The 20,302-nt window shown below is 60.6% G+C and carries 18 protein-coding genes; 8 read left to right on the plus strand and 10 right to left on the minus strand.

What is annotated here, in order from left to right; genetic code table 11:
- Positions 1–282: 282 nt before the first annotated feature.
- From CAL20_RS13405 to CAL20_RS13415, 3 genes are all read right to left on the minus strand, one after another.
- The gene (locus tag CAL20_RS13405) at positions 283–2,913 is read right to left on the minus strand and encodes an AAA family ATPase (protein ID WP_094838111.1); all 2,631 of its coding nucleotides are present in this window, start codon (positions 2,911–2,913) and stop codon (positions 283–285) included.
- Positions 2,914–2,980: 67 nt separating this feature from the next.
- On the minus strand, positions 2,981–4,096 hold the full coding sequence (locus CAL20_RS13410) for a metallophosphoesterase family protein (protein WP_094838112.1): 1,116 nt from the start codon (positions 4,094–4,096) through the stop codon (positions 2,981–2,983).
- A gap of 95 nt (positions 4,097–4,191) precedes the next feature.
- On the minus strand, positions 4,192–5,499 hold the full coding sequence (locus CAL20_RS13415) for a D-amino acid dehydrogenase (RefSeq protein ID WP_094838113.1): 1,308 nt from the start codon (positions 5,497–5,499) through the stop codon (positions 4,192–4,194).
- A 139-nt stretch (positions 5,500–5,638) separates the two neighbouring features.
- Between CAL20_RS13415 and CAL20_RS13420 the strand changes: the two genes are divergently transcribed.
- From CAL20_RS13420 to CAL20_RS13435, 4 genes are all read left to right on the plus strand, one after another.
- Positions 5,639–6,109, plus strand: coding sequence for a winged helix-turn-helix transcriptional regulator (locus CAL20_RS13420; protein ID WP_094821638.1), 471 nt, complete (start codon positions 5,639–5,641; stop codon positions 6,107–6,109).
- 32 nt (positions 6,110–6,141) lie between these two features.
- Positions 6,142–6,852 carry a DUF502 domain-containing protein gene (locus tag CAL20_RS13425; RefSeq protein WP_094838386.1) on the plus strand — a complete coding sequence of 237 codons (711 nt, stop codon included), beginning with the start codon at positions 6,142–6,144 and terminating at the stop codon, positions 6,850–6,852.
- Positions 6,853–6,951: 99 nt separating this feature from the next.
- Entirely contained in the window at positions 6,952–7,527 is a 576-nt protein-coding gene (locus CAL20_RS13430) for a restriction endonuclease (protein ID WP_094838114.1), read from the plus strand.
- A 120-nt stretch (positions 7,528–7,647) separates the two neighbouring features.
- A complete protein-coding gene (locus CAL20_RS13435) occupies positions 7,648–8,790 on the plus strand; it encodes a hypothetical protein (protein ID WP_256981479.1) in 1,143 nt (380 codons plus the stop codon).
- A 212-nt stretch (positions 8,791–9,002) separates the two neighbouring features.
- Here CAL20_RS13435 and CAL20_RS13440 read toward each other — a convergent pair whose 3' ends face one another.
- The 6 genes from CAL20_RS13440 to CAL20_RS13465 all read right to left on the minus strand — a co-directional run bounded on the left by CAL20_RS13440 (position 9,003) and on the right by CAL20_RS13465 (position 15,023).
- Positions 9,003–10,733 (minus strand): ABC transporter substrate-binding protein, encoded by a 1,731-nt coding sequence (locus CAL20_RS13440; protein ID WP_094821641.1) that lies wholly within the window; start codon positions 10,731–10,733, stop codon positions 9,003–9,005.
- 90 nt (positions 10,734–10,823) lie between these two features.
- A complete protein-coding gene (locus tag CAL20_RS13445) occupies positions 10,824–11,132 on the minus strand; it encodes a DUF2160 domain-containing protein (RefSeq protein WP_094821642.1) in 309 nt (102 codons plus the stop codon).
- 13 nt (positions 11,133–11,145) lie between these two features.
- Positions 11,146–11,958 (minus strand): carbohydrate ABC transporter permease, encoded by an 813-nt coding sequence (locus CAL20_RS13450; protein ID WP_094821643.1) that lies wholly within the window; start codon positions 11,956–11,958, stop codon positions 11,146–11,148.
- Entirely contained in the window at positions 11,951–12,832 is an 882-nt protein-coding gene (locus CAL20_RS13455; protein ID WP_094821644.1) for a carbohydrate ABC transporter permease, read from the minus strand. The genes CAL20_RS13450 and CAL20_RS13455 overlap by 8 nt, the downstream gene beginning before the upstream one ends.
- Positions 12,829–13,947: an ABC transporter ATP-binding protein gene (locus CAL20_RS13460; protein ID WP_094838115.1), complete on the minus strand. Its 1,119-nt coding sequence runs from the start codon at positions 13,945–13,947 to the stop codon at positions 12,829–12,831. The genes CAL20_RS13455 and CAL20_RS13460 overlap by 4 nt, the downstream gene beginning before the upstream one ends.
- Positions 13,947–15,023 (minus strand): ABC transporter ATP-binding protein, encoded by a 1,077-nt coding sequence (locus CAL20_RS13465; RefSeq protein WP_094838116.1) that lies wholly within the window; start codon positions 15,021–15,023, stop codon positions 13,947–13,949. Before CAL20_RS13465 ends, CAL20_RS13460 begins: the two co-directional genes overlap by 1 nt.
- 134 nt (positions 15,024–15,157) lie before the next feature.
- On the opposite strand from CAL20_RS13465, the gene CAL20_RS13470 reads away from it, so the two are divergent.
- Both CAL20_RS13470 and CAL20_RS13475 read left to right on the plus strand, forming a co-directional pair.
- Positions 15,158–16,027 carry a DeoR/GlpR family DNA-binding transcription regulator gene (locus tag CAL20_RS13470; protein WP_256981481.1) on the plus strand — a complete coding sequence of 290 codons (870 nt, stop codon included), beginning with the start codon at positions 15,158–15,160 and terminating at the stop codon, positions 16,025–16,027.
- A 47-nt stretch (positions 16,028–16,074) separates the two neighbouring features.
- Complete coding sequence (locus CAL20_RS13475) at positions 16,075–17,793, plus strand: glycerol-3-phosphate dehydrogenase/oxidase (protein ID WP_094838117.1); 1,719 nt, start codon at positions 16,075–16,077, stop codon at positions 17,791–17,793.
- 30 nt (positions 17,794–17,823) lie between these two features.
- Here the strand turns inward: CAL20_RS13475 and CAL20_RS13480 are convergent, their stop codons facing one another.
- On the minus strand, positions 17,824–18,675 hold the full coding sequence (locus CAL20_RS13480) for an isocitrate lyase/PEP mutase family protein (protein ID WP_094838118.1): 852 nt from the start codon (positions 18,673–18,675) through the stop codon (positions 17,824–17,826).
- Positions 18,676–18,825: 150 nt separating this feature from the next.
- Here CAL20_RS13480 and CAL20_RS13485 point away from each other — a divergent pair, with 150 nt between their 5' ends.
- Together CAL20_RS13485 and CAL20_RS13490 are read left to right on the plus strand one after the other, a co-directional pair.
- Positions 18,826–19,746 carry a LysR family transcriptional regulator gene (locus tag CAL20_RS13485; RefSeq protein ID WP_094821649.1) on the plus strand — a complete coding sequence of 307 codons (921 nt, stop codon included), beginning with the start codon at positions 18,826–18,828 and terminating at the stop codon, positions 19,744–19,746.
- A 45-nt stretch (positions 19,747–19,791) separates the two neighbouring features.
- Positions 19,792–20,274 carry a YbaK/prolyl-tRNA synthetase associated domain-containing protein gene (locus CAL20_RS13490; RefSeq protein WP_094821650.1) on the plus strand — a complete coding sequence of 161 codons (483 nt, stop codon included), beginning with the start codon at positions 19,792–19,794 and terminating at the stop codon, positions 20,272–20,274.
- The last annotated feature ends 28 nt before the right edge of the window (positions 20,275–20,302 follow it).

A 20,302-nucleotide genomic window follows, 5' to 3' on the forward strand; every position in this document is an offset into this window, starting at 1 on the left:
ATTCCGGGAGGGCCGGCGGCCTGGCTCTTGGGCAGGAGCCAGATTTGAGACCGGGGTGACGTTATACAGATGCGAAATTGAACCCATCGTTGCCGTAACACCGCCAATCCGGTGTCAAGCTGCCGACAAGCGCCAACCAAGTATCCACCCCGAAAAATATCAGATTCTTGTAAGGTTCGCATGGCGATCTAAGTGATTTTTTTGGTTGATCAGTGCTTTAAATACATTTTTCGCGTTAATTTGACTCTTTTAGCAGGCAACCAAATGAAACAGCCGGCCCAATCAGGGCACCGCCCGCACCCCCACTCCCATGTCTTGCCACGCCTCGCCATGACAGGTCAGCAGCAGCATCTGGTGCCGCGAAGCGGCGTCGTACAGCGCGCGCTTCATCAATTCTCGGCGCTCCTGATCCGCATGCACCAGAGTATCGTCCAATATCAGCAAGGTGGGCCGGCCAGCTTGTTGTAACAAATCTGCATAGGCAAAACGCGCCAGGACGCCGAGCTGCTCTCGCGTGCCGAAGCTCAAGGCGTTCAACGTTTCGGTCGCATCGGGACCTGTCCCCCGCACCACCGCAGCCGGCATCAGCGCATCGTCCAGGCGCCATTGCGCCCCAGGAAACAACAGCCCGACATAGTGTTGCAGACGCTGGGCCAGCGGGTCCAGCAAACGTTGCGTGGCGTCGGCGCGCCGCTGCCCCAGCAATTGCCATAACAGGTCCAACGCCTGCGCCCGGGTCGCAAACTCGTCGCGCCGCCGGGTCAGCCGCTGCGCCTCAGCCTGCGCCTGCAGCAGTTGCTCGCCCAGGCCATGAGCCTGGGCTTGTTCGAGTTTGCCCTGCAACTGCAGTAATTCAGCGTGGCGGCGCTGCTGCTCCTCGCGCTGCAGGCGAGCGGACTGCTCGAAACGCTGCGCATCCTGCTCGATCAGTTCCGGCTGCAGCGCCTGCAAAGCGGCTTGCGCCGCCTGACAGCGTTGCGCCAAGGTGTCACGGGTCGCGCGTGCCTCGACCAACCGGGCGCCTCGCTGTTCGCGTTGCTCTACCCGGCCCACCGCGCCGAGTTCCGCCTGGAGTGCAGCCCACTGGGTCTGAAAAATCTGCGCCTTGGTCTGCTGGGTATCCAGTGCGGTGCGAGCGGATGTCACCGCCTGACCGGCGAGGTCGGCCTCGACGGTCGCGGCGTGCAAAGCCTGCTGGGCCTGGGCCAGATCCACGGGCGCTGCGGCACTCTCGGGCAGCACGGCCAGTTGTCCCTGCAATTGCGTCAATCGCGATTGCGCCTGCGACTGCAATTCGCGCAATGCCTCGATGCCCTCCGGCGCCTGGATACGCAAGGTCTGGCGGGCCATGTCCAGATCGCGCCGTGTCTGTTCATATGTCACGGCCCGTGCCTCGGCCTGAGCCAGCGACGTCGCGCCCAAACGGCCCAGACACGCGGTGCGCTCTGTCTGCGTCTGCTGGATAGCCGTCAATATGGCCGGCAAGTCGCTGCCGCCCGGCTCGATATGCAACACGCCGATTCCGGGAATTTGTAGCTCGGTAGCCTCGGAGACCAGGACCTCGCCCTCGCCCGCGACATCCCGGCCGGCCATCTGCAGTGTCTGCCCGTCCAGCAAACGATGATGCACCCGCGTCGCGCCGGCATTCTGTTGTGCCTGCAACTGCGCCAGACGCTGTTCCAGCTGGCGCAAGGTGTGTAGTGCCTTGTCATCGATTTCCAGTTGCGCGGACGATGCCTGCAGGGTGCGGACCTGCTCGGCGAGTTGCTCGGCCTGCACGATACTGTCCTGCGCCCGGCGCAATTCCTGGTTCAAGCGATCGATTTGCGCCAGGCAATCCGCCCGCTGAGCCGCCTGCTGGGCCGCGGCCACCTGAGCATTGGCCTGCGCCAGATTCTGGGCCGCGCGCTGCTGTTGCAGCAGAGCCCGGTCCAGCGCCTCGCGCGCAGGCACCAGACTGGCGGCAGCCGCCTCTGCATCGGCTTGCAATGTCACCAGGGCTGCTGCATCACGCTGATCGCGTTCGACCTGCTCGTGCAACAGAGCCAAGGTGTCATCGGCCTGTGTCAGCTCGCGCTGCAGACCGGCCAGAGCGTCCCGCTCGCGGCTGATTTCGGCCAAGCGGGCACGCGCCTGGGCGGCGCGCTGCTCCAGGTTGAGCCAAGGCTGCTCCTGCTCGGCTTTGTCATGATCGCGGCGCAATAGCGCCAGGCGATCCACGTCGGCATCGAGCGCCTGTTTTGAGGCGGTCAAGGTGGCGACGGACTCCTCCGCGCGCAGCAGCGCGTCCTCGGCGTCTTTATAGGCCCCCTTGGGGCGGCCACTGCGCCCATCGCGCAAGGCAGCACGCTCGACCTCGACCCTCTCGTAGAGCGAATCGCCGTCGGCCGAGGTCAATTCGCCCGTCAATCGTGTCAGTGCATCCCGAACGTGACTTTGTGCGTAACCTGCGGGCTCTAGCAGGTTTTGCCCCTCGCCCTGGGCGATCCAGAGCAGCCCGGGAATGCCGCCGTGTTCTGGGCGGCTATTGCCCTTTGCCGAGAATTCAAATCCCAGCAAGCTTGCCAAGGCGTTTTCCGCCGCCTCGCCCTCGTGCCGCTCGACGCCGTCGTCGACCACCAGCTCGCAACGCGCTCGGCTCAAAAATGATTTTCGCAGCAGATATTCATGGCCGTCGTGCTGGAACGCGATCTCCACCGAAGGCCGAGCGCCAGACATGCCCCACGGCGCCAGGTCGGATACTTTGGTTGTCTTGTAGCGCTCGAGAAAGGCCGCACGAATCGCCGCCGCCAGGGTGCTTTTGCCGGCCTCGTTCGGCCCGGCAATGACATTGAGCCCGTCGGCCAAGCCATCCAGCACGACCGGATCGCGGAATTTTCGGAACTCTTGCAGCGCGATGCGGTGCAGCTTCATAGCGACACCTGCAGGGCGACGTGAAACCGCGCAACGGGAGACACCAGCGCAGCGATGCAGTGCTGCTTCATTGCGCCCCCTCCCGCTCGCGCTGAAATTGCACCAGCAACCGCAGCGCCTGGCGCGCGGCGGTGGCCTGGGCCGGATCGTCCTGCATGGCCTGCAGTTGCGCCGCGACCTCGCCTACATAGCCGCTCGCTCCTAGCGCCGCCAGATCCTGGGCGTCAGGCGCCAAGGACAAACCGTCGGTGTCTAATAACAATGCCCGGCTGCGTGCCGCGGCGCGCGCGATAGCGGCCTGCAGTGCATCCCACGCCTCTAGCGGCAGTTGTCCTGACAGTTCTAGTCGCAACACGTCCTCTGCGCCCAGATCCTGCAGCCGATGGGCCAATGCCTCGGCGTCTGACGCCAAGATCAGCGACTCGGCCCACAACGTCCAGCGAAATCGCCCGACAGGCACGCTTTGCACGACGGGTTCCGCCCCAGGCGTGAGCCGCACGTCCAGCACGCTGCCATTGGCGTTGGATCGAAAACGATCCGGTTCCGGCGTGCCGGCATACCAAGTCCGCGCATCGATCTGCAAGGTGCCATGCCAATCGCCCAGCGCCAGATAATCCAAGCGCGCGTGAGCAGCACGGTCGGCGGCAATGGGATTGGCCGAATCCACAGTGTCCGGCAGGCGGCCCGTCACGCTGCCATGCGCCAAGCCCACGCGCAACCGCCCAGGTTCGGTCTCCAAGACATCAAAAATGGCCGTCGTATCGTCGTAGGTGTGGCGCTGCGTGAGTGGGGCCGCCAATACCGCGAGGTTCTGCCCTGGCAAATCGACCACGCCTGGCCGCAGGGGAATATGCACGTTGGGCCCGATGCATCCCAGTTGATGCGCACGCGACCACACACTGTCGGCCAAGGCGGCGTCATGGTTTCCGGCAATCATGACCCATGGCCCGGCAAACGCGCCTAACGCGTCAAACAAGCGTCGAATGCTGCGGTCCGACACGGCCTGCGTATCGAACACATCTCCCGCCACCAGCACCGCATCGGCGCGGCGCTCGGCCGCCAGAGCGGCAATGCGCGCGACGGTTTCGTAGCGTGCCTCGGCCAACATGGCCGCATCGTCGGTTTCAAACTGACCGTACTGCCGTCCGATCTGCCAATCAGCGGTATGGATGAGATGTGTCACGGAGCCCCTGCAAGTGCCTGCGCCATGATGGCGTCATGGCGCGATTGTGGCACAAAGGCAGGGACGGCAAGCAGGCGGCGTGACGAATCGAGCCCTCAGGCTGCGGCGTGGTCGCCTAGCGCGACGCGAGGCTGACGCTTGGCTGCCGCGCCATAGCGCGACAGTGCCAGATCATCGGCGCGGATTTCCGGCCGTTGGCCCATGACCAGATCCGACAAGAGCTTGGCAGAGCCGCAAGACATCGTCCACCCCAGCGTGCCATGCCCCGTATTCAAATACAGATTGGTATAACGCGTTGCACCCACGATAGGTGTGCTATCGGGCGTCATGGGCCGCAGACCGGTCCAGAACTCGGCTTGCTCTACCTCGCCGCTGCCCGGGTACAAATCATTGACCACGAACTCCAGGGTGCGGCGGCGCTCTGGATGCAACCGCAGATCAAAGCCGGCCAGCTCCGCCATGCCGCCGACGCGGATACGGTGGTCAAAACGCGTGACCGCCACTTTGTAGGTCTCATCCAACACTGTCGAAACCGGCGCAGCATCTGCGTTCAATAAAGGAATCGTCAAGGAATAACCTTTGACCGGATAGACCGGCAAATCCAATCCCAGCGGCGCCAGAAAACCACGCGAATAGCTGCCAAATGCCGCGACGTAGCGATCCGCGGTGAGTACGTCGTCACCGACACGCACACCGGTAATTTCCCCGCGCGCGGTCTCCAGACGCGTGACGCTTTGTCCATAGCGAAACTCTACGCCCAACTCTGCCGCCAACTGCGCCAATCGTCTCGTAAACAGACGGCAATCACCCGTTTCGTCGTTGGGCAGGCGTAGACCGCCAGTCAATTTGTGCGCGGTGCGCGCCAAAGCCGGCTCGGCAGTTTCCAGGCGATTGCGATCGAGTAGTTCATACGGCACGCCGCACGCCTCCAGCACCTGGATATCGCGCTGCGCCGCCTCGTATTGGTGTTCGGTGCGAAACAGCTGCAAGGTCCCCTTCGTACGCGCCTCGTACTGGATGCCCGTCTCAGTGCGCAGGGCCTTCAGGCAATCGCGGCTGTACTCGGCCAGACGCAGCATGCGCTCCTTGTTCACGGCGTAACGACTGGCCGAGCAGTTGGCCAACATCGCCGCCATCCAGCGCCACTGATACAGCGTGCCGTCCGGACGGATCGACAAGGGGGCATGGTCTTTCTGGAACATCCATTTCAGCGCCTTCAGGGGGATACCCGGCGCGGCCCACGGGGTGGAATAACCCGGTGACACCTGGCCGGCGTTGGCGTAGCTGGTTTCGCTGGCAGCCTCGGACTGGCGGTCCAATACCGTCACTTTGGCGCCCTGACGTGCCAGGTAGTACGCGGTGGTCGTGCCGATCACGCCACTGCCCAAGACGATGACATGCATGAAAATCCCCTGAGTTAGGCATCTCTGATGGATGAATCAATAGTCTAGGACGATGTCACCAGTGAAAAGCACTAAAATCAGCGGCTCTGAAATGTACTTTTACTGACAACAGGGGCTAAATGGCCCCGCTCAAAGTGAAATGCGCGAACTCGATCGTATCGACCGGAAAATTCTGGATATATTGCAGCGCGATGGGCGGATGTCTATCACCGATCTGGCGGAGCGGATCAGCCTGTCGGCGACGCCGTGCTCCGAACGCGTCAAGCGTCTGGAACGCGAAGGTGTCATCACCGGGTATCATGCTCGCGTCAACCCTGCCGCGCTGGGATTGAATCTGTTGGTCTTTCTGGAAATCAAGCTGTCGGCCAAATCGGGCGACGTCTTTGATAGGGTCAAACAGGAATTGCTGTATGTCCCCGAGGTCATGGAATGCCATCTGGTATCCGGAGATTTTGACTATCTCGTCAAAGCACGATTGAGTGAAATGAATGAATACCGGCGGTTATTGGGCGAAATACTGAAACGCCTGCCCGCCTCGGCCGAATCGCATAGCTATGTGGTCATGGAAGAAATCAAGGAAACCTTGAGCTTGCCTGTCACCGGCCATTGAATCACTACGTATTACCGGAGCTTCACCCTATGATGACGCGTTTGTCTCGATATTTCTTCCGCGGGCTGATTACCGTACTGCCGATCGCACTGACGCTATATCTGCTGTTCATCTTTTTGGCATGGACGGAAACTGCCGCCCTGTCGTTGCTCAGCCCCTTTATTGGCAGCTTTTATATTCCCGGCATGGGACTGGCCCTGGGTGTCCTGGGCATTTTGCTGGTTGGCTATCTGGTTTCCAAAGAGCGTATGCAACGGATATTCCATTTTGTGGAAATGCCGTTTACCAATATCCCGGTCGTCAAGAGTATTTATTCGTCGCTGAAAAGTTTTGCGGATTATTTTTCGCCCAGCGCGAAAGCCGATACTCAGCACGTCGTCGTGCTGCGTATTCCGGGTCAACCGCTGGAGCTGGTCGGCCTGATCACGCGGCGCAGCACCGAGGGACTGCCTGAGGGTTTTCTGCCTGGAGAACGGGTCGCTGTTTATCTACCCATGGGATACATGATTGGCGGCTATACGGTGTTTGTCCCGACCGACTGGGTCCAACCCATCGATATGTCGGTCGAGGAAGCCATGCGAGCCTCGCTGATTGCCTGGATGGCGCGCGCGCCGGGCGACTCGACGGCAGGGGGACGCTCATCGACTCCGCCCTCATCGGGCGGCACGCCGCCGGAGCACGTACCAGGCGTGCGCCCTGCGCCCTCGGCTCCTACGCATCCGTCGGATACGCAGAGTCACTGACCGCTGCGACAAGCTCCAAGACGCTAGAGAGCGCGATGATCGCAAATCCTGCGATCATTCCAACTCACCCTTTCGACAAGCTGCTCAGGACCTCCATCCATGAAATTCATGGCCAAGAATTCGTTGTTTGCGATTTTGCTCCGCTCGTCATGGTGGATCAGCATGCTCGTGGCGGCTGCTCTGATTCTGGTGGCCGTTGCAGTCGTACCGCCGGCCTATGCGCTGTTTCCCATATGTGGCGCGGTGCCGTTCATCATTATTTCCGGCATCGCCGCCTGGAAACAACGCAACAAGCCCTCGTCAGCCCGCGTCGAGCAAACGGCGCAGGCTCTGTCGGCCATGTCCTGGGCCACCTTTGCCAATCAGCTCGAGGCCGCGTTGCGTCATGACGGCTGCCAGGTCAAACGCCTGAAAACCGATGCTGCCGATTTCGAGGTCGCGCGCCCCGGCGCTGGGCGCGCACTGATATCCGCCCGCCGCTGGAAAGCCGCTCACACGGGTGTCGAACCGCTGCAACGCCTGCAGACGGCGCGCAGCGCGGCAGGCGCCAGCGAGGGGATCTACGTCACGCTGGGCGATATTTCAAAGCCCGCGCAGGACTACGCGACCCAAAACAATATCCAGTTCATGGACGCCGAATCGCTGACGCAGTTGTTCCGTCATCAGAAACTTTGACCAGAATCCGACTGCTCTCTTCCCTCACCAACGCCCAGCAGCAGTAGAATTTCTCGCGCCAGACACGGCGCGCTTTTTCTCCCCAACGTTGGGGACCGCTCCGGTCTACGGAGCCCTCGCATGCCCACATCCGCATCCCCTCGCGATCCTGCCCTGCGGCAAGGCATCCACATCGTCACGCCTGTACCCAGCGCGTTGCCCATGGAAACTCAGACAGCGCTGGATTGGTTGCAGACGCTGGGCCTCAATGCCTATCTGACCACGGTGCCAGACGGCGCCAACGCGATCCATTTCGAGCCGAGCGAGACCTTATTGGCCCTGGCGCCGCAACGCGATACGACGGCCTTGTGTACCACGCTGCAACTGGACACGGAAAATCGTCCCGATGATCTCGCTCGCGAAATCGTGCTGGCCATGTTGCTGGGGCCGGTGGCGTTCCCCTTTCCCAGCGCGGCCGAACTGCGTAGCGCCGTGCGCATTCGTCAGCACATCGTGCAGGCCGCGCGCAAAACCGCGTTGGCCTTCGACACCGAGCAGGCCGAGCGCCCCGCCGGCTATTGGCGCTACGACGAAGCGCGCGGTTTTACCATCGAACCCGGCGTATCGTTGATCGACGCCTTGACCAAGGCCACGCAACCCGACGCTTCGGACAAGCGCTATGCGTTCTCGTGCTATCGGGCCACCGAATATGTCACCCTGCTGGGCATCGCGCTGGAATTGCGGGACGCCCACCCCGGGCTCTATGCCAAGCTGCAACAGCAGTGGGAAACGCGCGCCGTGATGTCGGGCGCTTTTCACGAAGTCTTTCTGCGCGAGTATGGATCGATGGACGAGCCTCTGCCATCCAAGTATTACGTACCCGGAGACCGCCTGTGGTTTCGCAACCCGGATTCCCATTCCTCAAATGTCGAAGGCTATGAAGGATCCTGGGTGTTTTATCTGGGCGACGGCCGGTTCAATAATTTTTGGAAACGCGATCAGCCCTATACATTGACGTCCAAATGCGTAGAGATCTATCACTGGCGCGATGGCGCACGCACCGATGAGCAAGACCGGCTGGTCATCGACGAGACCATCGTCGAAGCCCGCGCGGCCCAGACGCTGCAAGACCCCGAGGCGCTGCGGGCCGTACTCGATCGCATGCTGCGACGGCGTGACCCGCAAGGGGTATACGCCGACGGCGGCTGCATCGATGCGACACGGGAATGCGTGCAGTGGATCCTGCCAGGTACGGCACAAATCAAACTGCCGGATTGCCCATAGCCATTACGAGCAGGAGGTCGGCGTGTAAAAGCGCCGCCGGGCCGTTGAGCCGCGATTTAGCCCGCGAAGCGGGCCGAGTCGCGGCGATAGGCCCGGCGGCGCTTTTACACGCCGACCTCCTGCGCCAAAAGAACTCCGCACCACGCATGCCACAGACTGCAACCGTGGCGGGAAAAAGCCCCGTACCACGGCGGCTTCCTGCCTCAGTCAACTCACCGTACCTTGCCTTCTTTCCAGGCTTGCAGCAGTTGATCATATGGAATGGTCTGGCCTTGTGGTTTTTCGTTGGCCAGTTTTTTCCACGGCGCATGCTCGTCCGACAGCCACTTGGAAGGATCGCTCTTCTTGTTCAGTTTTGGCGCGCACTGTGCCATCCCCGCACGTTCCAGGCGCGCCATCACTTTGTCCATCTCATCTGCCAGGTTGTCCATGGCTTTTTGCGGCGTCTGCTCGCCGGTAACGGCGGTGGCGACGTTCTTCCACCAGAGTTGAGCCAGTTTGGGATAGTCGGGCACGTTGTTGCCAGTAGGCGTCCACGCCACCCGCGCCGGGCTGCGATAGAACTCGATCAGGCCGCCATAATTGGCCGCATTTTTCGTGAAGTAATCGCTGTGTATATCGCTGTCACGCGTAAAGGTCAGCCCAGTGATGGACTTTTTCAACGATACGGTTTTGGCGTTCACGAACTGCGCATAGAGCCATGCGGCAGCCAGGCGATTCGGATCGGTGGACTTGAAGAACGTCCACGAGCCCACGTCCTGATAGCCGTTCTGCATGCCCTCTTTCCAATACGGGCCATAAGGCGATGGCGCCATCCGCCATTTCGGCGTGCCATCCTCGTTCACCACAGGCAGACCCTTTTTGGTCATATCCGCGGTAAAGGCCGTGTACCAGAAGATCTGCTGTGCAATATGCCCCTGCGCCGGGACGGGCCCCGACTCAGAGAACGTCATGCCCATCGCCTGCGGCGGCGCGTATTTTTTCATCCAATCGATGTATTTGGTCAGCGCATAGACCGCAGCCGGGCTATTGGTCGCCCCGCCCCGCTCCACCGACGCACCCACCGGCGTGCATTTATCGTCGGCGACACGAATACCCCATTCATCGACCGGCATGCCGTTTGGCAAGCCCTTGTCGGCAGCGCCCGCCATCGACAGCCACGCATCGGTAAAGCGCCAGCCCAGCGACGGATCCTTTTTGCCATAGTCCATGTGACCATAGACTTTCTTGCCGTCGAGCTCTTTCACATCATTCGTAAAGAAATCGGCGATGTCCTCGTAGGCGGACCAGTTTGTCGGCACGCCTAATTCATAGCCATACTTGGCTTTGAATTTCTCGCGCAGGTCCGGCCGCGCGAACCAGTCCGCACGGAACCAATACACGTTGGCAAACTGCTGATCAGGCAATTGATAGAGTTTGCCATCAGGCGCAGTCGTAAAGCTCGTGCCGATAAAGTCCTTGATATCCAGATCGGGATTGGTCCATTCCTTGCCGTCCCCGCTCATATAGTCGGACAGCGGCAGAATCGCGCCATAGCGATAATGCGTGCCGATCAAATCCGAATCGGAAATCCAGCCGTCGTAAATCGACTTGCCCGACTGCATCGAGGTCTGCAGTTTCTCGACCACGTCGCCTTCCTGGATCAGATCGTGATTGACCTTGATACCGGTGATTTCGGTAAAGGCGCGCGCCAGCGTTTTCGACTCATATTCGTGGGTCGTGATCGTCTCGGACACCACATTGATTTCGTTGACGCCTTTGGCCTTGAGCTTGGCTGCCGCGTCGATGAACCACTGCATTTCGGCCATCTGCTTGTCCTTGGACAAGGTCGATGGCTGGAACTCTGAGTTCACCCATTTCTCTGCCTCGGGCGCGCCGGCCCAGGCCGCCGAGCTGCCGATTAACGCGATGGCCAGCGCCATCGTCCGCATACGCAATTTCATGCCCCATCTCCTCGAAATACCTTCCCGTTATGCTGCGGACCTGGGCCTGGGAAGAATTCGGCCGACGGTCGTTTCCCTGCTATTTGTTATTCAACCCTTGCGCATGATCCAGGCCAGCACCAGCAGCGACACGGCAAAGCTGATCCACAAGGTCGGCGGATCGTCCAATGCCAGCCAGTCCATCAATTTTTCGCCGAATCCCACATAGGCCAGATTGATCCAGGCCATCACCATCAGACCGATAAAAAGCCGATCGCCGCGCGTCGTCGCCATAGGCAAAAAGCCTTTACGCAATCGCGTCGGCGATTTCAATTCCCACACCGTCATGCCGGCCAGCATGAGCACGATGCAAATGAAGAACACCGCAACCGGCGTCGTCCATACCATCCACTGAAACATGGTGCGCGCTCCTTTAGACCCGGCCCATCGCAAAGCCTTTTGCGATGTAATGCCGCACGAACCAGATCACGATGCCGCCGGGCACGATGGTCAAAACGCCTGCGGCCGCCAACACTCCCCAGTCCATGCCCGAGGCCGACACCGTCCGCGTCATCGTCGCCACAATGGGTTTGGCATTGACCGACGTCAACGTGCGCGCCAGCAGCAGCTCTACCCAACTGAACATAAAGCAGAAGAACGCAGCCACCCCCACACCCGATTTGATGAGCGGCAAGAAAATCGTCAGGAAAAACCGCGGAAACGAATAGCCATCGACATAGGCCGTCTCATCGATCTCGCGCGGCACGCCGGACATAAAGCCCTCCAGGATCCACACGGCGAGCGGGACGTTGAACACCAGATGCGCCAGCGCCACTGCCAGATGGGTATCCATCAAACCCAGCGAGCTATACAGCTGGAAAAACGGCAACAGAAACACCGCCGGCGGCGTCATGCGATTGGTCAGCAGCCAGAAAAATACATGCTTGTCGCCGATGAAGCGATACCGAGAAAACGCGTAGGCGGCGGGCAACGCCACTGCCAGCGAAATCAAGGTATTGATCACCACATAAATCAGGGAATTGATATAGCCCGAATACCAGGCCGAGTCCGTGAAAATGGTGAGATAGTGTTCAAAGGTGAAATCGCGCGGCCACAGGGTCAACGACCCGACGATCTCGGTATTGGTCTTGAACGACATGTTCAACATCCAATACAGCGGCAGGATGGCAAACACCAGATACAACAGCAGAAAGCCTGTGCGCCAGGCTCGGCCCCGGTTATCCATGAGACTCCTCCTGCGTGGCCGTGCCGGCGCGCTGCATCCAGTTATACAGAACAAAGCACAGCAGCAAAATGATCAGGAAATACACAATGGAAAATGCCGCCGCCGGCCCCAGATCAAATTGGCCTACCGCTTTCTGTGTCAAATATTGCGATAAGAACGTCGTGGCATTGCCCGGCCCGCCACCGGTCAGGACAAAGGGCTCGGTATAAATCATGAAGCTGTCCATGAAACGCAGCAGCACCGCGATCATCAACACGCCGCGCAGCTTGGGCAACTGGATATAGCGAAACACCGCCCACCGCGTGGCGCCGTCGATACGCGCAGCCTGGTAGTAAGCCTCGGGAATCGCGCGCAGCCCGGCATAACACAACAGCGCCACCAACGGCGTCCAATGCCACACATCCATGACCAACACCGTCAGCCATGCATCCAGCGGGTCGCCCGTGTATTGATACTGCACGCCCAACCATGTCAGCGCAGCGCCCATCAGCCCGATATCGGTGCGCCCGAATACCTGCCAGATCGTGCCGACCACGTTCCACGGGATCAACAACGACAGCGCAATGATCACCAGCACCGCAGATGCGCGCCACCCCGAGGCGGGCATGCACAGGGCCAACAGAATACCCAAGGGGATTTCAATCGCCAGCACCGCCAGGGAAAAACCTATCTGCCGCAGCAAGGCACTGTGCAGCTCCTCGTCCTGCAGCACCGCCGCATACCATTCCGTGCCGACAAATACACGCCGCTCGGGCGACAGGATATCTTGCACCGAATAATTGACGATCGTCATCAGCGGCAAAATCGCCGAGAACGCCACACATATCACCACCGGCAACACCAATAGCCAGGCACGCTGATTGATCGGTTTCATGTCAGCAGTTCCTCGTTCCGGTAGAAGCACGTATGCGCATTCAACAAAGGCAGCCACACCGTATCGCCTACGGCGATTGCACTGCCGGCACGCGCACGGGCGCGCAACAGCGTTCCTTCGAACTCGCAACTCAAGAGCAGATAGGTCCCCAGGTCCTGTACTCGCGATACCCGTACAGACGCGGCCCCAGATGTATCGGTCGCGCAAGGATGCAAATATTCTGGCCGTACGCCCAGTCGAACCTCGCCGGCTTCTGCCAGCGCTGCCGCCCTGTCTGATGACCAGCCCGCGGGCAGCACGACATCCGTGAGCGCCCCATCCCACAAGCGCTGCGCCCCGACCGTCAAGACACCGCCCTGCCATTGCGCCGGCAAGAAATTCATCCCCGGCGAGCCAATGAAATTTCCCACAAATGTGTGCGCGGGACGTTCGAACAGATCCTCAGGTGTGCCAATCTGCACCGCCTTGCCGCGCGACATGACAACGACCTCTTCAGCGAACGTCAGTGCCTCCGTCTGATCGTGCGTGACGTAAATCAGCGTCAGATTCAGTTCTTGATGGATTTCTTTGAGCTTGCGCCGCAGTTGCCATTTCAGATGCGGGTCGATCACGGTCAGGGGCTCGTCGAACAGCACCGCAGATACGTCGCTGCGCACAAGTCCTCGGCCCAGTGAGATTTTTTGCTTCGCATCTGCGCTCAATCCATTCGCGCGGCGATTCAATTGCGCGGACATATCCAGCATCTCGGCAATACGGCCTACGCGTTCCCGGATATGGGCCTCGGGCATACCGCGATTGCGCAGCGGAAAAGCCAGGTTATCGGCCACCGTCATCGTGTCGTACACCACCGGAAACTGAAACACCTGAGCGATATTCCGCTGCTGCGGCGTCAAGTCCGTGACATCCCGGCCATCAAACACAATACGTCCCTGCGACGGTTTCAACAGACCGGAAATGCAATTGAGCAGCGTCGTCTTGCCGCACCCCGACGGCCCGAGCAAAGCATAGGCGCCCCCATCGCGAAACGTAAAACGCAAGGGCAACAACGCGTAATCGTCATCCGATTGGGGATGACTGACATACGCATGAGCTAAATCCAGTTCGATCGCAGCCATCAGGCGGCCCCCGCCGGATTACCGGCCGCAAGCAGCCGGCCGCCCGCATCAAAGGTGTACAAGCTTGCCGGATCGAAATACAGGGTCAAAGGGTCCTCCAGCTGATAGCGGTGCACGCCGGCCAGTTGCGCCACCACAGGCCCCGCCGCCGTCTCGGCATGCACGTAGGTATCCGATCCGGAAATTTCCGCAAGCTTCACTGCGCCTTTCAGGGCGACACGATTCTGGTCCGGCTCGACGCTAAAGGCTCCGGCACGCAGTCCCGCCGTAATGGCGGCGTCGCCTGCCCCTTCGGGCAATCGTCGCGCGGCGGTCACGCCTCCCTGCAAGACGATGCCATTGTCTTGGCGCTGCGCAGCAAATAAATTCATTGGAGGATCGCTGAACACCTGCGCCACCCGCAAGGAGGCCGGCTGATGGAACACCTCTGCCGCCGGACCATATTGCAGCAGTTCGCCCGCATCCAGCACCGCTGTGTAGCCGCCCAACAGCAAAGCCTCGGTCGGCTCGGTGGTGGCGTACACCACAGTCGACTCGCCGCCGGCAAACAGGCTGCCCAACTCATCGCGCAACTCTTCGCGCAGCTTGTAATCCAGATTGACCAGCGGCTCGTCCAGCAAAATCAACGGCGCCTGCTTGGCCAAGGCGCGGGCCAAGGCCACACGCTGTTGTTGGCCGCCCGACAGCTCCGCCGGATAACGTTTGAGCAGATGTTCGATGTGCAGCCGCTCGGCCATCGCTCGGACCCGCGCCGGGATGTCCGCAGCGCCGCGCAGCTTCAGCGGCGACGCGATGTTGTCGTAGACGGACATCGAGGGATAGTTGATGAATTGCTGGTACACCATCGCCACGTTGCGGCGCCGCACAGGCACCCCTGTCACGTCGGTGCCGTCGACCAACACCTTCCCCGCGGTGGGTCGATCCAGGCCCGCCATAATGCGCATCAACGAGGTCTTGCCGGCCTGGGTCACCCCTAGCAGCACGGTCATCACCCCCGGTATGGGCGCCAAGCTCATCGGATACAGATGAGTCTGCGCCCCTGCCTGCAGGGCGATCTGGTCCAGCGTCAACTGCATTGCTCTCCTCCGGATCACGGATTCGCTGCGTTTTCGTTGTATTTTTGGTTTTTTGCGTTTTACCTAACAAACGAAAGAAAAACAATCTTGCAGTGCGTCATTATTTTTCGCTTTTGTTGTTTTAATATACAAACATGATCCTAAATCCTCGCCAAAGCGCGCTGGTAGAAATGGTCCGTTCCCACGGATCGGCCAGCATCGAGTCCCTGGCCCGGCATTTTGATGTCACGCTGCAGACCGTGCGGCGCGATGTCAATCTGCTGGCTGAGGCCGGCCTCCTGTCACGTTTTCATGGTGGCGTACGCATCGAGTCGTCCACCATCGAAAATATCGCCTACCGCAAGCGCCAGGGCCTGCACGCCGAGGCCAAGCAGCGCATCGCCCAGGCCGTTGCGAAAGCCGTCCCGGACGGCTGTTCGCTGATTTTGAACATAGGCACGACGACCGAGGCCATCGCTCGCGCGCTATTGCATCATCGAGGTCTGCGGGTCATCACCAACAATCTGCATGTGGCCGATATCCTGTCCGACAATCCGGACTGTGAAGTCATCATCGCAGGCGGCGTCGTGCGCTCGCGCGACCGCGGCATTGTCGGCGAGGCCACCATCGACTTTATCCGCCAGTTCAAGGTCGATATTGGCCTGATCGGCATTTCCGGCATCGAGGCCGACGGCACCCTGCGTGACTACGATTTCCGCGAGGTGCGCGTCGCGCGCAGCATCATCGACCAGTCGCGCGAGGTCTGGCTGGCGGCCGACAGCAGCAAATTCCAGCGGCAAGCCATGGTCGAGCTGGCGCATATTTCGCAGATCGACAGATTCTTTACGGACGCTTATCCCCAACCGCCCCTGGCCCAGGTGCTGCAGGAATCCGGCGTGCGCTGCGTGATCGCCGAAGCGGACGCAAATGCTCTGGATGCAGGTTCCTCTATTGCGGGCGCCGCTGAGGCAGCCGCCTCGGGCCGGGACACTCAGGTCCGTGACTCAGGCGGCGCGCGCCCGTAACGCTGTACGCACTATTTCCCCTCTCTGCCCACACCAATAAAACCACCATGAACACCGCCCCCGTTCCCAAAGCCATTCCCGGCCGCGATGCCCTGTTGGGCGCACTGAATGACAACGCGACCTGGGATGTGGTCGTGATCGGCGGGGGTGCGACCGGGCTGGGGACCGCGGTCGATGCCGCCGCACGCGGCTACCGCACCTTGCTGGTCGAAGGCCAGGATTTCGCCAAAGGAACCTCCAGCAAAGCCACCAAACTCGTACACGGCGGTGTACGTTACCTGGCACAAGGCAATATCAGCCTGGTACGCGAGGCCCTGCATGAACGCGGGCTGCTCAACCGCAACGCACCGCACTTGGTATGGCCCCTGGGGTTCGTCGTGCCTGCCTACGGTCTGTTTGATCAGCCGTTCTACGGCGTCGGGCTCAAGATGTACGACATGCTGGCCGGCAAACTCAACTTGGCGCCCAGCCGTTGGCTGTCGAAAAAAGAGACCTTGGCCGCGGCCAGCACCATTGCCCCGAACGTCAGCGGCCGCAGTCTGCGAGGCGGCGTGCTGTATTACGACGGCCAATTCGATGACGCACGATTGGCGATAGCGCTAATGCGCACCTTGTTCGACCTGGGCGGTACCGCCATCAATTACGTACGTGCCGCGGGCCTGCTAGGTGGCAGCGCTGCCCGTGAGAGTAAAGGCGCCATCGAAGGCGTGATCGTGCAGGATGTTTTCAGCGGTACGGAATACCCCGTGCGTGCGCGCTGTGTGGTGAACGCTACCGGCGTATGGGTCGACAGCGTGCGCCGCATGGATGACCCGCAGGCTCAGACCATGGTGGCGCCCAGCCAAGGCGTGCATCTGACGTTGCCGCGCGACTTTCTGCCGGGAGACAAAGCCATCCTCATTCCCAAGACCGACGATGGCCGCGTGCTTTTTGTCGTTCCATGGAATGGCCATACCATCGTCGGCACCACCGATGCCCCACGCGACGATCTGCCGTTGGACCCGGTCGCCTCAAACGCCGACATCGATTTCATTCTGCAAACGGCGGCCCGTTATCTCAGCCGCAAACCCACGCGCGCAGATGTGACGAGCGTCTGGGCAGGCCTGCGTCCCCTGGTCAAGGCCACCGGCGAGGCCGCGACAAAAACGCTGTCGCGCGAACACACAATCCTGGTGTCGCGCAACGGCCTGGTCACCGTGACGGGCGGGAAATGGACGACGTACCGCCGGATGGCTCAGGATGTCATCGACACCGCGATTCAGCATCAGTTGTTGCCTCAGGCGCATTGCCGGACCGCGGATCTGCCGTTGCATGGCGCAAGTCCAGCGGGAACACCGCCTGGCGGGGCCAGCACGGGCGCGACATTGCGTACGGGCTCGAACACGGACTCCTACGCCAATGCGACACGCAACACGCCAATGTCGCCGTTCGCGCATCAACCGGCTCATGGCACACCCGACAGCTATTACGGCACGGATCTGCCGACGTTGCGCGCCCTGCCCGGCATCGAGCATGTGCTCGTCAGGGCCAGCGGCCTGACGGAGGCCCATGTGCGCTTTGCCGCGGAGCACGAGCTGGCGCGCACCGTCGAAGACGTCCTGGCCCGGCGCAACCGTGCCTTGTTCCTCGATAGCGAAGCCGCCATCCTCGCCGCGCCCGAAGTCGCGCGCATTCTCGCTGAAGAACTGGGCCACGACGCCGCCTGGCAAAAAGCCACGCTGGAGGCTTTCATGCACACGGCGTCGCATTATCGTCTGAACAAATAACACGTAGCCGTAGATCCTCCGGCCCGCGCTTTACAGCTTATCCAGATCCAGATACCGGCTGGTTTGCACGATCTGCTCGCGCTCCTTGAAGCTGGTCAGTTGCTCAGCCAACGCGCTGCTGTCGCCAGTGCGCCTGATCTCCTGCAAGGTAATCTGCATGGCGTGGATAGCAGCACGCTGCAAATCGGACGGGATGATGGCGATCTGATAGCCCAAGGCCGACAATTCATCGATAGGCACCAGTGGCGTCTTGCCACCGTAAAACATGTTGATCAGCTTCGGGCCGGGAATCCGTCGCGCGATCTCGCGAATCTGCTCGATGGTCTCTGGGGCCTCGACAAACAACATATCCGCACCAGCGGCGGCGTACTGCTCGGCGCGCACGAGCGCGGATTCAAAGCCTTCGACGGCAATGGCGTCAGTGCGCGCGATCACCAGGCAATCGGGATCAGTGAGGGTCTGCCGGGCGATCTTGATCTTGCGCACCATTTCGTCCGTATCGACCAGACTCTTGTCGTCCAGATGGCCGCAACGTTTGGGAAATGACTGGTCTTCCAGATGGAAAGCCGCCACGCCCGCACGTTCCATGACGCGCACGGTACGCTCGACGTTGGCCGATCCGCCAAAACCGGTATCGGCATCGGCAATGACCGGCAGTCCGCTGGCCTCGACGATTTTCTCGACCCGGTCCATGACCTCGGTAAAACTCAGCAGGCCCAGATCGGGCACCCCCGCCGCGCGCGCGATCGCCCCGCCGCTGGCGTAGACCGCATCGAAACCCGCCATCGCGACCAAACGCGCCGACAGCCCGTCGAACGCCCCTGGCGCTACCAAGGTCTTGCCCGTCGTCAATGCCTGCCGCAATTGCTGCGTCGCTTTCATTTGCTATTCCTCGTCATTTGATTCTGAATGGAGCCGCATGTGTCCCATACAGATAGATGGCCATGTCAATTACGGCGCAAATTATGGCGCGGCCAAATCATTACGTCTAATATATTGAAAATCAATAATCAATACCTTTTAAATACCAATATGGAACTACGCCATCTGCGTTACTTCGTAGCCACCGCGCAGGCGGAACATTTCACCCGCGCCGCGCAGCAACTGGGTATTGCGCAACCGCCCCTGAGCCAGCAGATACGCGAGCTGGAAAAGGAAATAGGCACCCCGCTGTTCGATCGCGTCGGCCGCGGCGTGGTGCTCAACAGCGTGGGCAAAGTATTCCTGGAACGCGCCCTCGATATCTTGTCGCGCGTCGATGATGCCCTGCACACGGCGCAGCGTGCCGCACGCGGCGAGGCTGGCGTGCTGCGCATCGGCTTTACCGAATCCGCGTCCTTTAACGATCTGGTGACGCACACTATCAGTCTGTACCAGCATCGGCATCCCGAGGTCGAAGTCAGCCTGGAGGAAAGCGACAGCGAGTCACTGATCGCCTCGCTCGGTGACAAGACGATTGACGCTGTGTTTGTACGGCCGCCCTTTTCCGTGGCCAGCGGCATTCATTTTGTGAAGCTTGCCGAAGAATCGCTCGTGGTCGTGCTGCCAAACAATCATCCTCTCGCTGCGCAGACCCGGCTGCAACTGCGGGATCTGCATGCCGAACGCTTCATCATCTATGCCCGCAAATCAGGCTATGGCCTGAGCGCCGACATCATTTCCGCCTGCCGTCAAAACGGCTTCAACCCTGACATCGGGCAGCGCGCACCCCAGCTGTCTTCCGCCGTCAACCTGGTCGCCGCCGGCATGGGCATCGCCGTCATTCCAGCCTCCATGCGCTGCATGCAGCCGGCGGGTGTGACCTTTCGCCCTCTGGACTCGTCCTGGCCCAAAGCCGTGCTGGGCTTGGCCACGCGCCGCGATGAAACGTCGAGCGTGGTGTCGAATCTGCTGCAGTTGGTAAGTGAGGCCGGCGATGGCCGAACCGGTGCGCTCGATAGCCCGACCCATTGAGAGGGCGTATTATCTCGGGGTCGACTACCGCACTGCTCACTTGCCATGGATGTATTTCAGCAACTGCAAACCCTGCTGACCGATCACCAGATTTCCTATCGCCTCCTACGCCACGAGCCTGCGGGCAAATCCGAAGAAGTCGCCGTCATCCGCGGCACTGCCGTCAGTCAAGGCGCCAAGGCACTGGTTTGCCGCGTCAAGATCACGTCTAATCAGCGCAAAAATGTCTTGGCGGTTTTTCCGGCCGATAAACAAGCCGATCTGGCCGCCATTGCTTTAGCAGCTGGCGGTAAAAAGGCCTCGCTGGCTTCACAAGACCTCGCGCGCGAGCTCACAGGCTGCGAAATCGGCGCCATTCCTCCTTTCTCGTTCAACGACGAACTATCGCTATTGGTAGATCCTTCGCTGCGCGAACGGCATGACGAAATTGTTTTCAACGCAGGACGATTAGACGCATCCATCATCATGCGCACAGAGGATTATTTTCGTCTGGCGCAGCCGGTACAGGCGGCTTTTGTGCATGGCTGACGACGCACGCTGACTCTTTCACCTCACT

Source organism: Bordetella genomosp. 4 (genome assembly GCF_002261185.1).
In the GTDB taxonomy this organism is placed as follows: Bacteria; Pseudomonadota; Gammaproteobacteria; order Burkholderiales; family Burkholderiaceae_B; genus Bordetella_A.

Coding starts and splice junctions, on each gene's coding strand:
- CAL20_RS13450 (WP_094821643.1), bottom strand. CDS start 11,958: ATGGATAACCGGGGCCGAGCCTGGCGCACAGGCTTTCTGCTGTTGTAT.
- CAL20_RS13460 (WP_094838115.1), bottom strand. CDS start 13,947: ATGGCTGCGATCGAACTGGATTTAGCTCATGCGTATGTCAGTCATCCC.
- CAL20_RS13425 (WP_094838386.1), top strand. CDS start 6,142: ATGACGCGTTTGTCTCGATATTTCTTCCGCGGGCTGATTACCGTACTG.
- CAL20_RS13445 (WP_094821642.1), bottom strand. CDS start 11,132: ATGTTTCAGTGGATGGTATGGACGACGCCGGTTGCGGTGTTCTTCATT.
- CAL20_RS13490 (WP_094821650.1), top strand. CDS start 19,792: ATGGATGTATTTCAGCAACTGCAAACCCTGCTGACCGATCACCAGATT.
- CAL20_RS13455 (WP_094821644.1), bottom strand. CDS start 12,832: ATGAAACCGATCAATCAGCGTGCCTGGCTATTGGTGTTGCCGGTGGTG.
- CAL20_RS13475 (WP_094838117.1), top strand. CDS start 16,075: ATGAACACCGCCCCCGTTCCCAAAGCCATTCCCGGCCGCGATGCCCTG.
- CAL20_RS13405 (WP_094838111.1), bottom strand. CDS start 2,913: ATGAAGCTGCACCGCATCGCGCTGCAAGAGTTCCGAAAATTCCGCGAT.
- CAL20_RS13420 (WP_094821638.1), top strand. CDS start 5,639: ATGCGCGAACTCGATCGTATCGACCGGAAAATTCTGGATATATTGCAG.
- CAL20_RS13435 (WP_256981479.1), top strand. CDS start 7,648: ATGCCCACATCCGCATCCCCTCGCGATCCTGCCCTGCGGCAAGGCATC.
- CAL20_RS13415 (WP_094838113.1), bottom strand. CDS start 5,499: ATGCATGTCATCGTCTTGGGCAGTGGCGTGATCGGCACGACCACCGCG.
- CAL20_RS13430 (WP_094838114.1), top strand. CDS start 6,952: ATGAAATTCATGGCCAAGAATTCGTTGTTTGCGATTTTGCTCCGCTCG.
- CAL20_RS13440 (WP_094821641.1), bottom strand. CDS start 10,733: ATGAAATTGCGTATGCGGACGATGGCGCTGGCCATCGCGTTAATCGGC.
- CAL20_RS13485 (WP_094821649.1), top strand. CDS start 18,826: ATGGAACTACGCCATCTGCGTTACTTCGTAGCCACCGCGCAGGCGGAA.
- CAL20_RS13480 (WP_094838118.1), bottom strand. CDS start 18,675: ATGAAAGCGACGCAGCAATTGCGGCAGGCATTGACGACGGGCAAGACC.
- CAL20_RS13465 (WP_094838116.1), bottom strand. CDS start 15,023: ATGCAGTTGACGCTGGACCAGATCGCCCTGCAGGCAGGGGCGCAGACT.
- CAL20_RS13470 (WP_256981481.1), top strand. CDS start 15,158: ATGATCCTAAATCCTCGCCAAAGCGCGCTGGTAGAAATGGTCCGTTCC.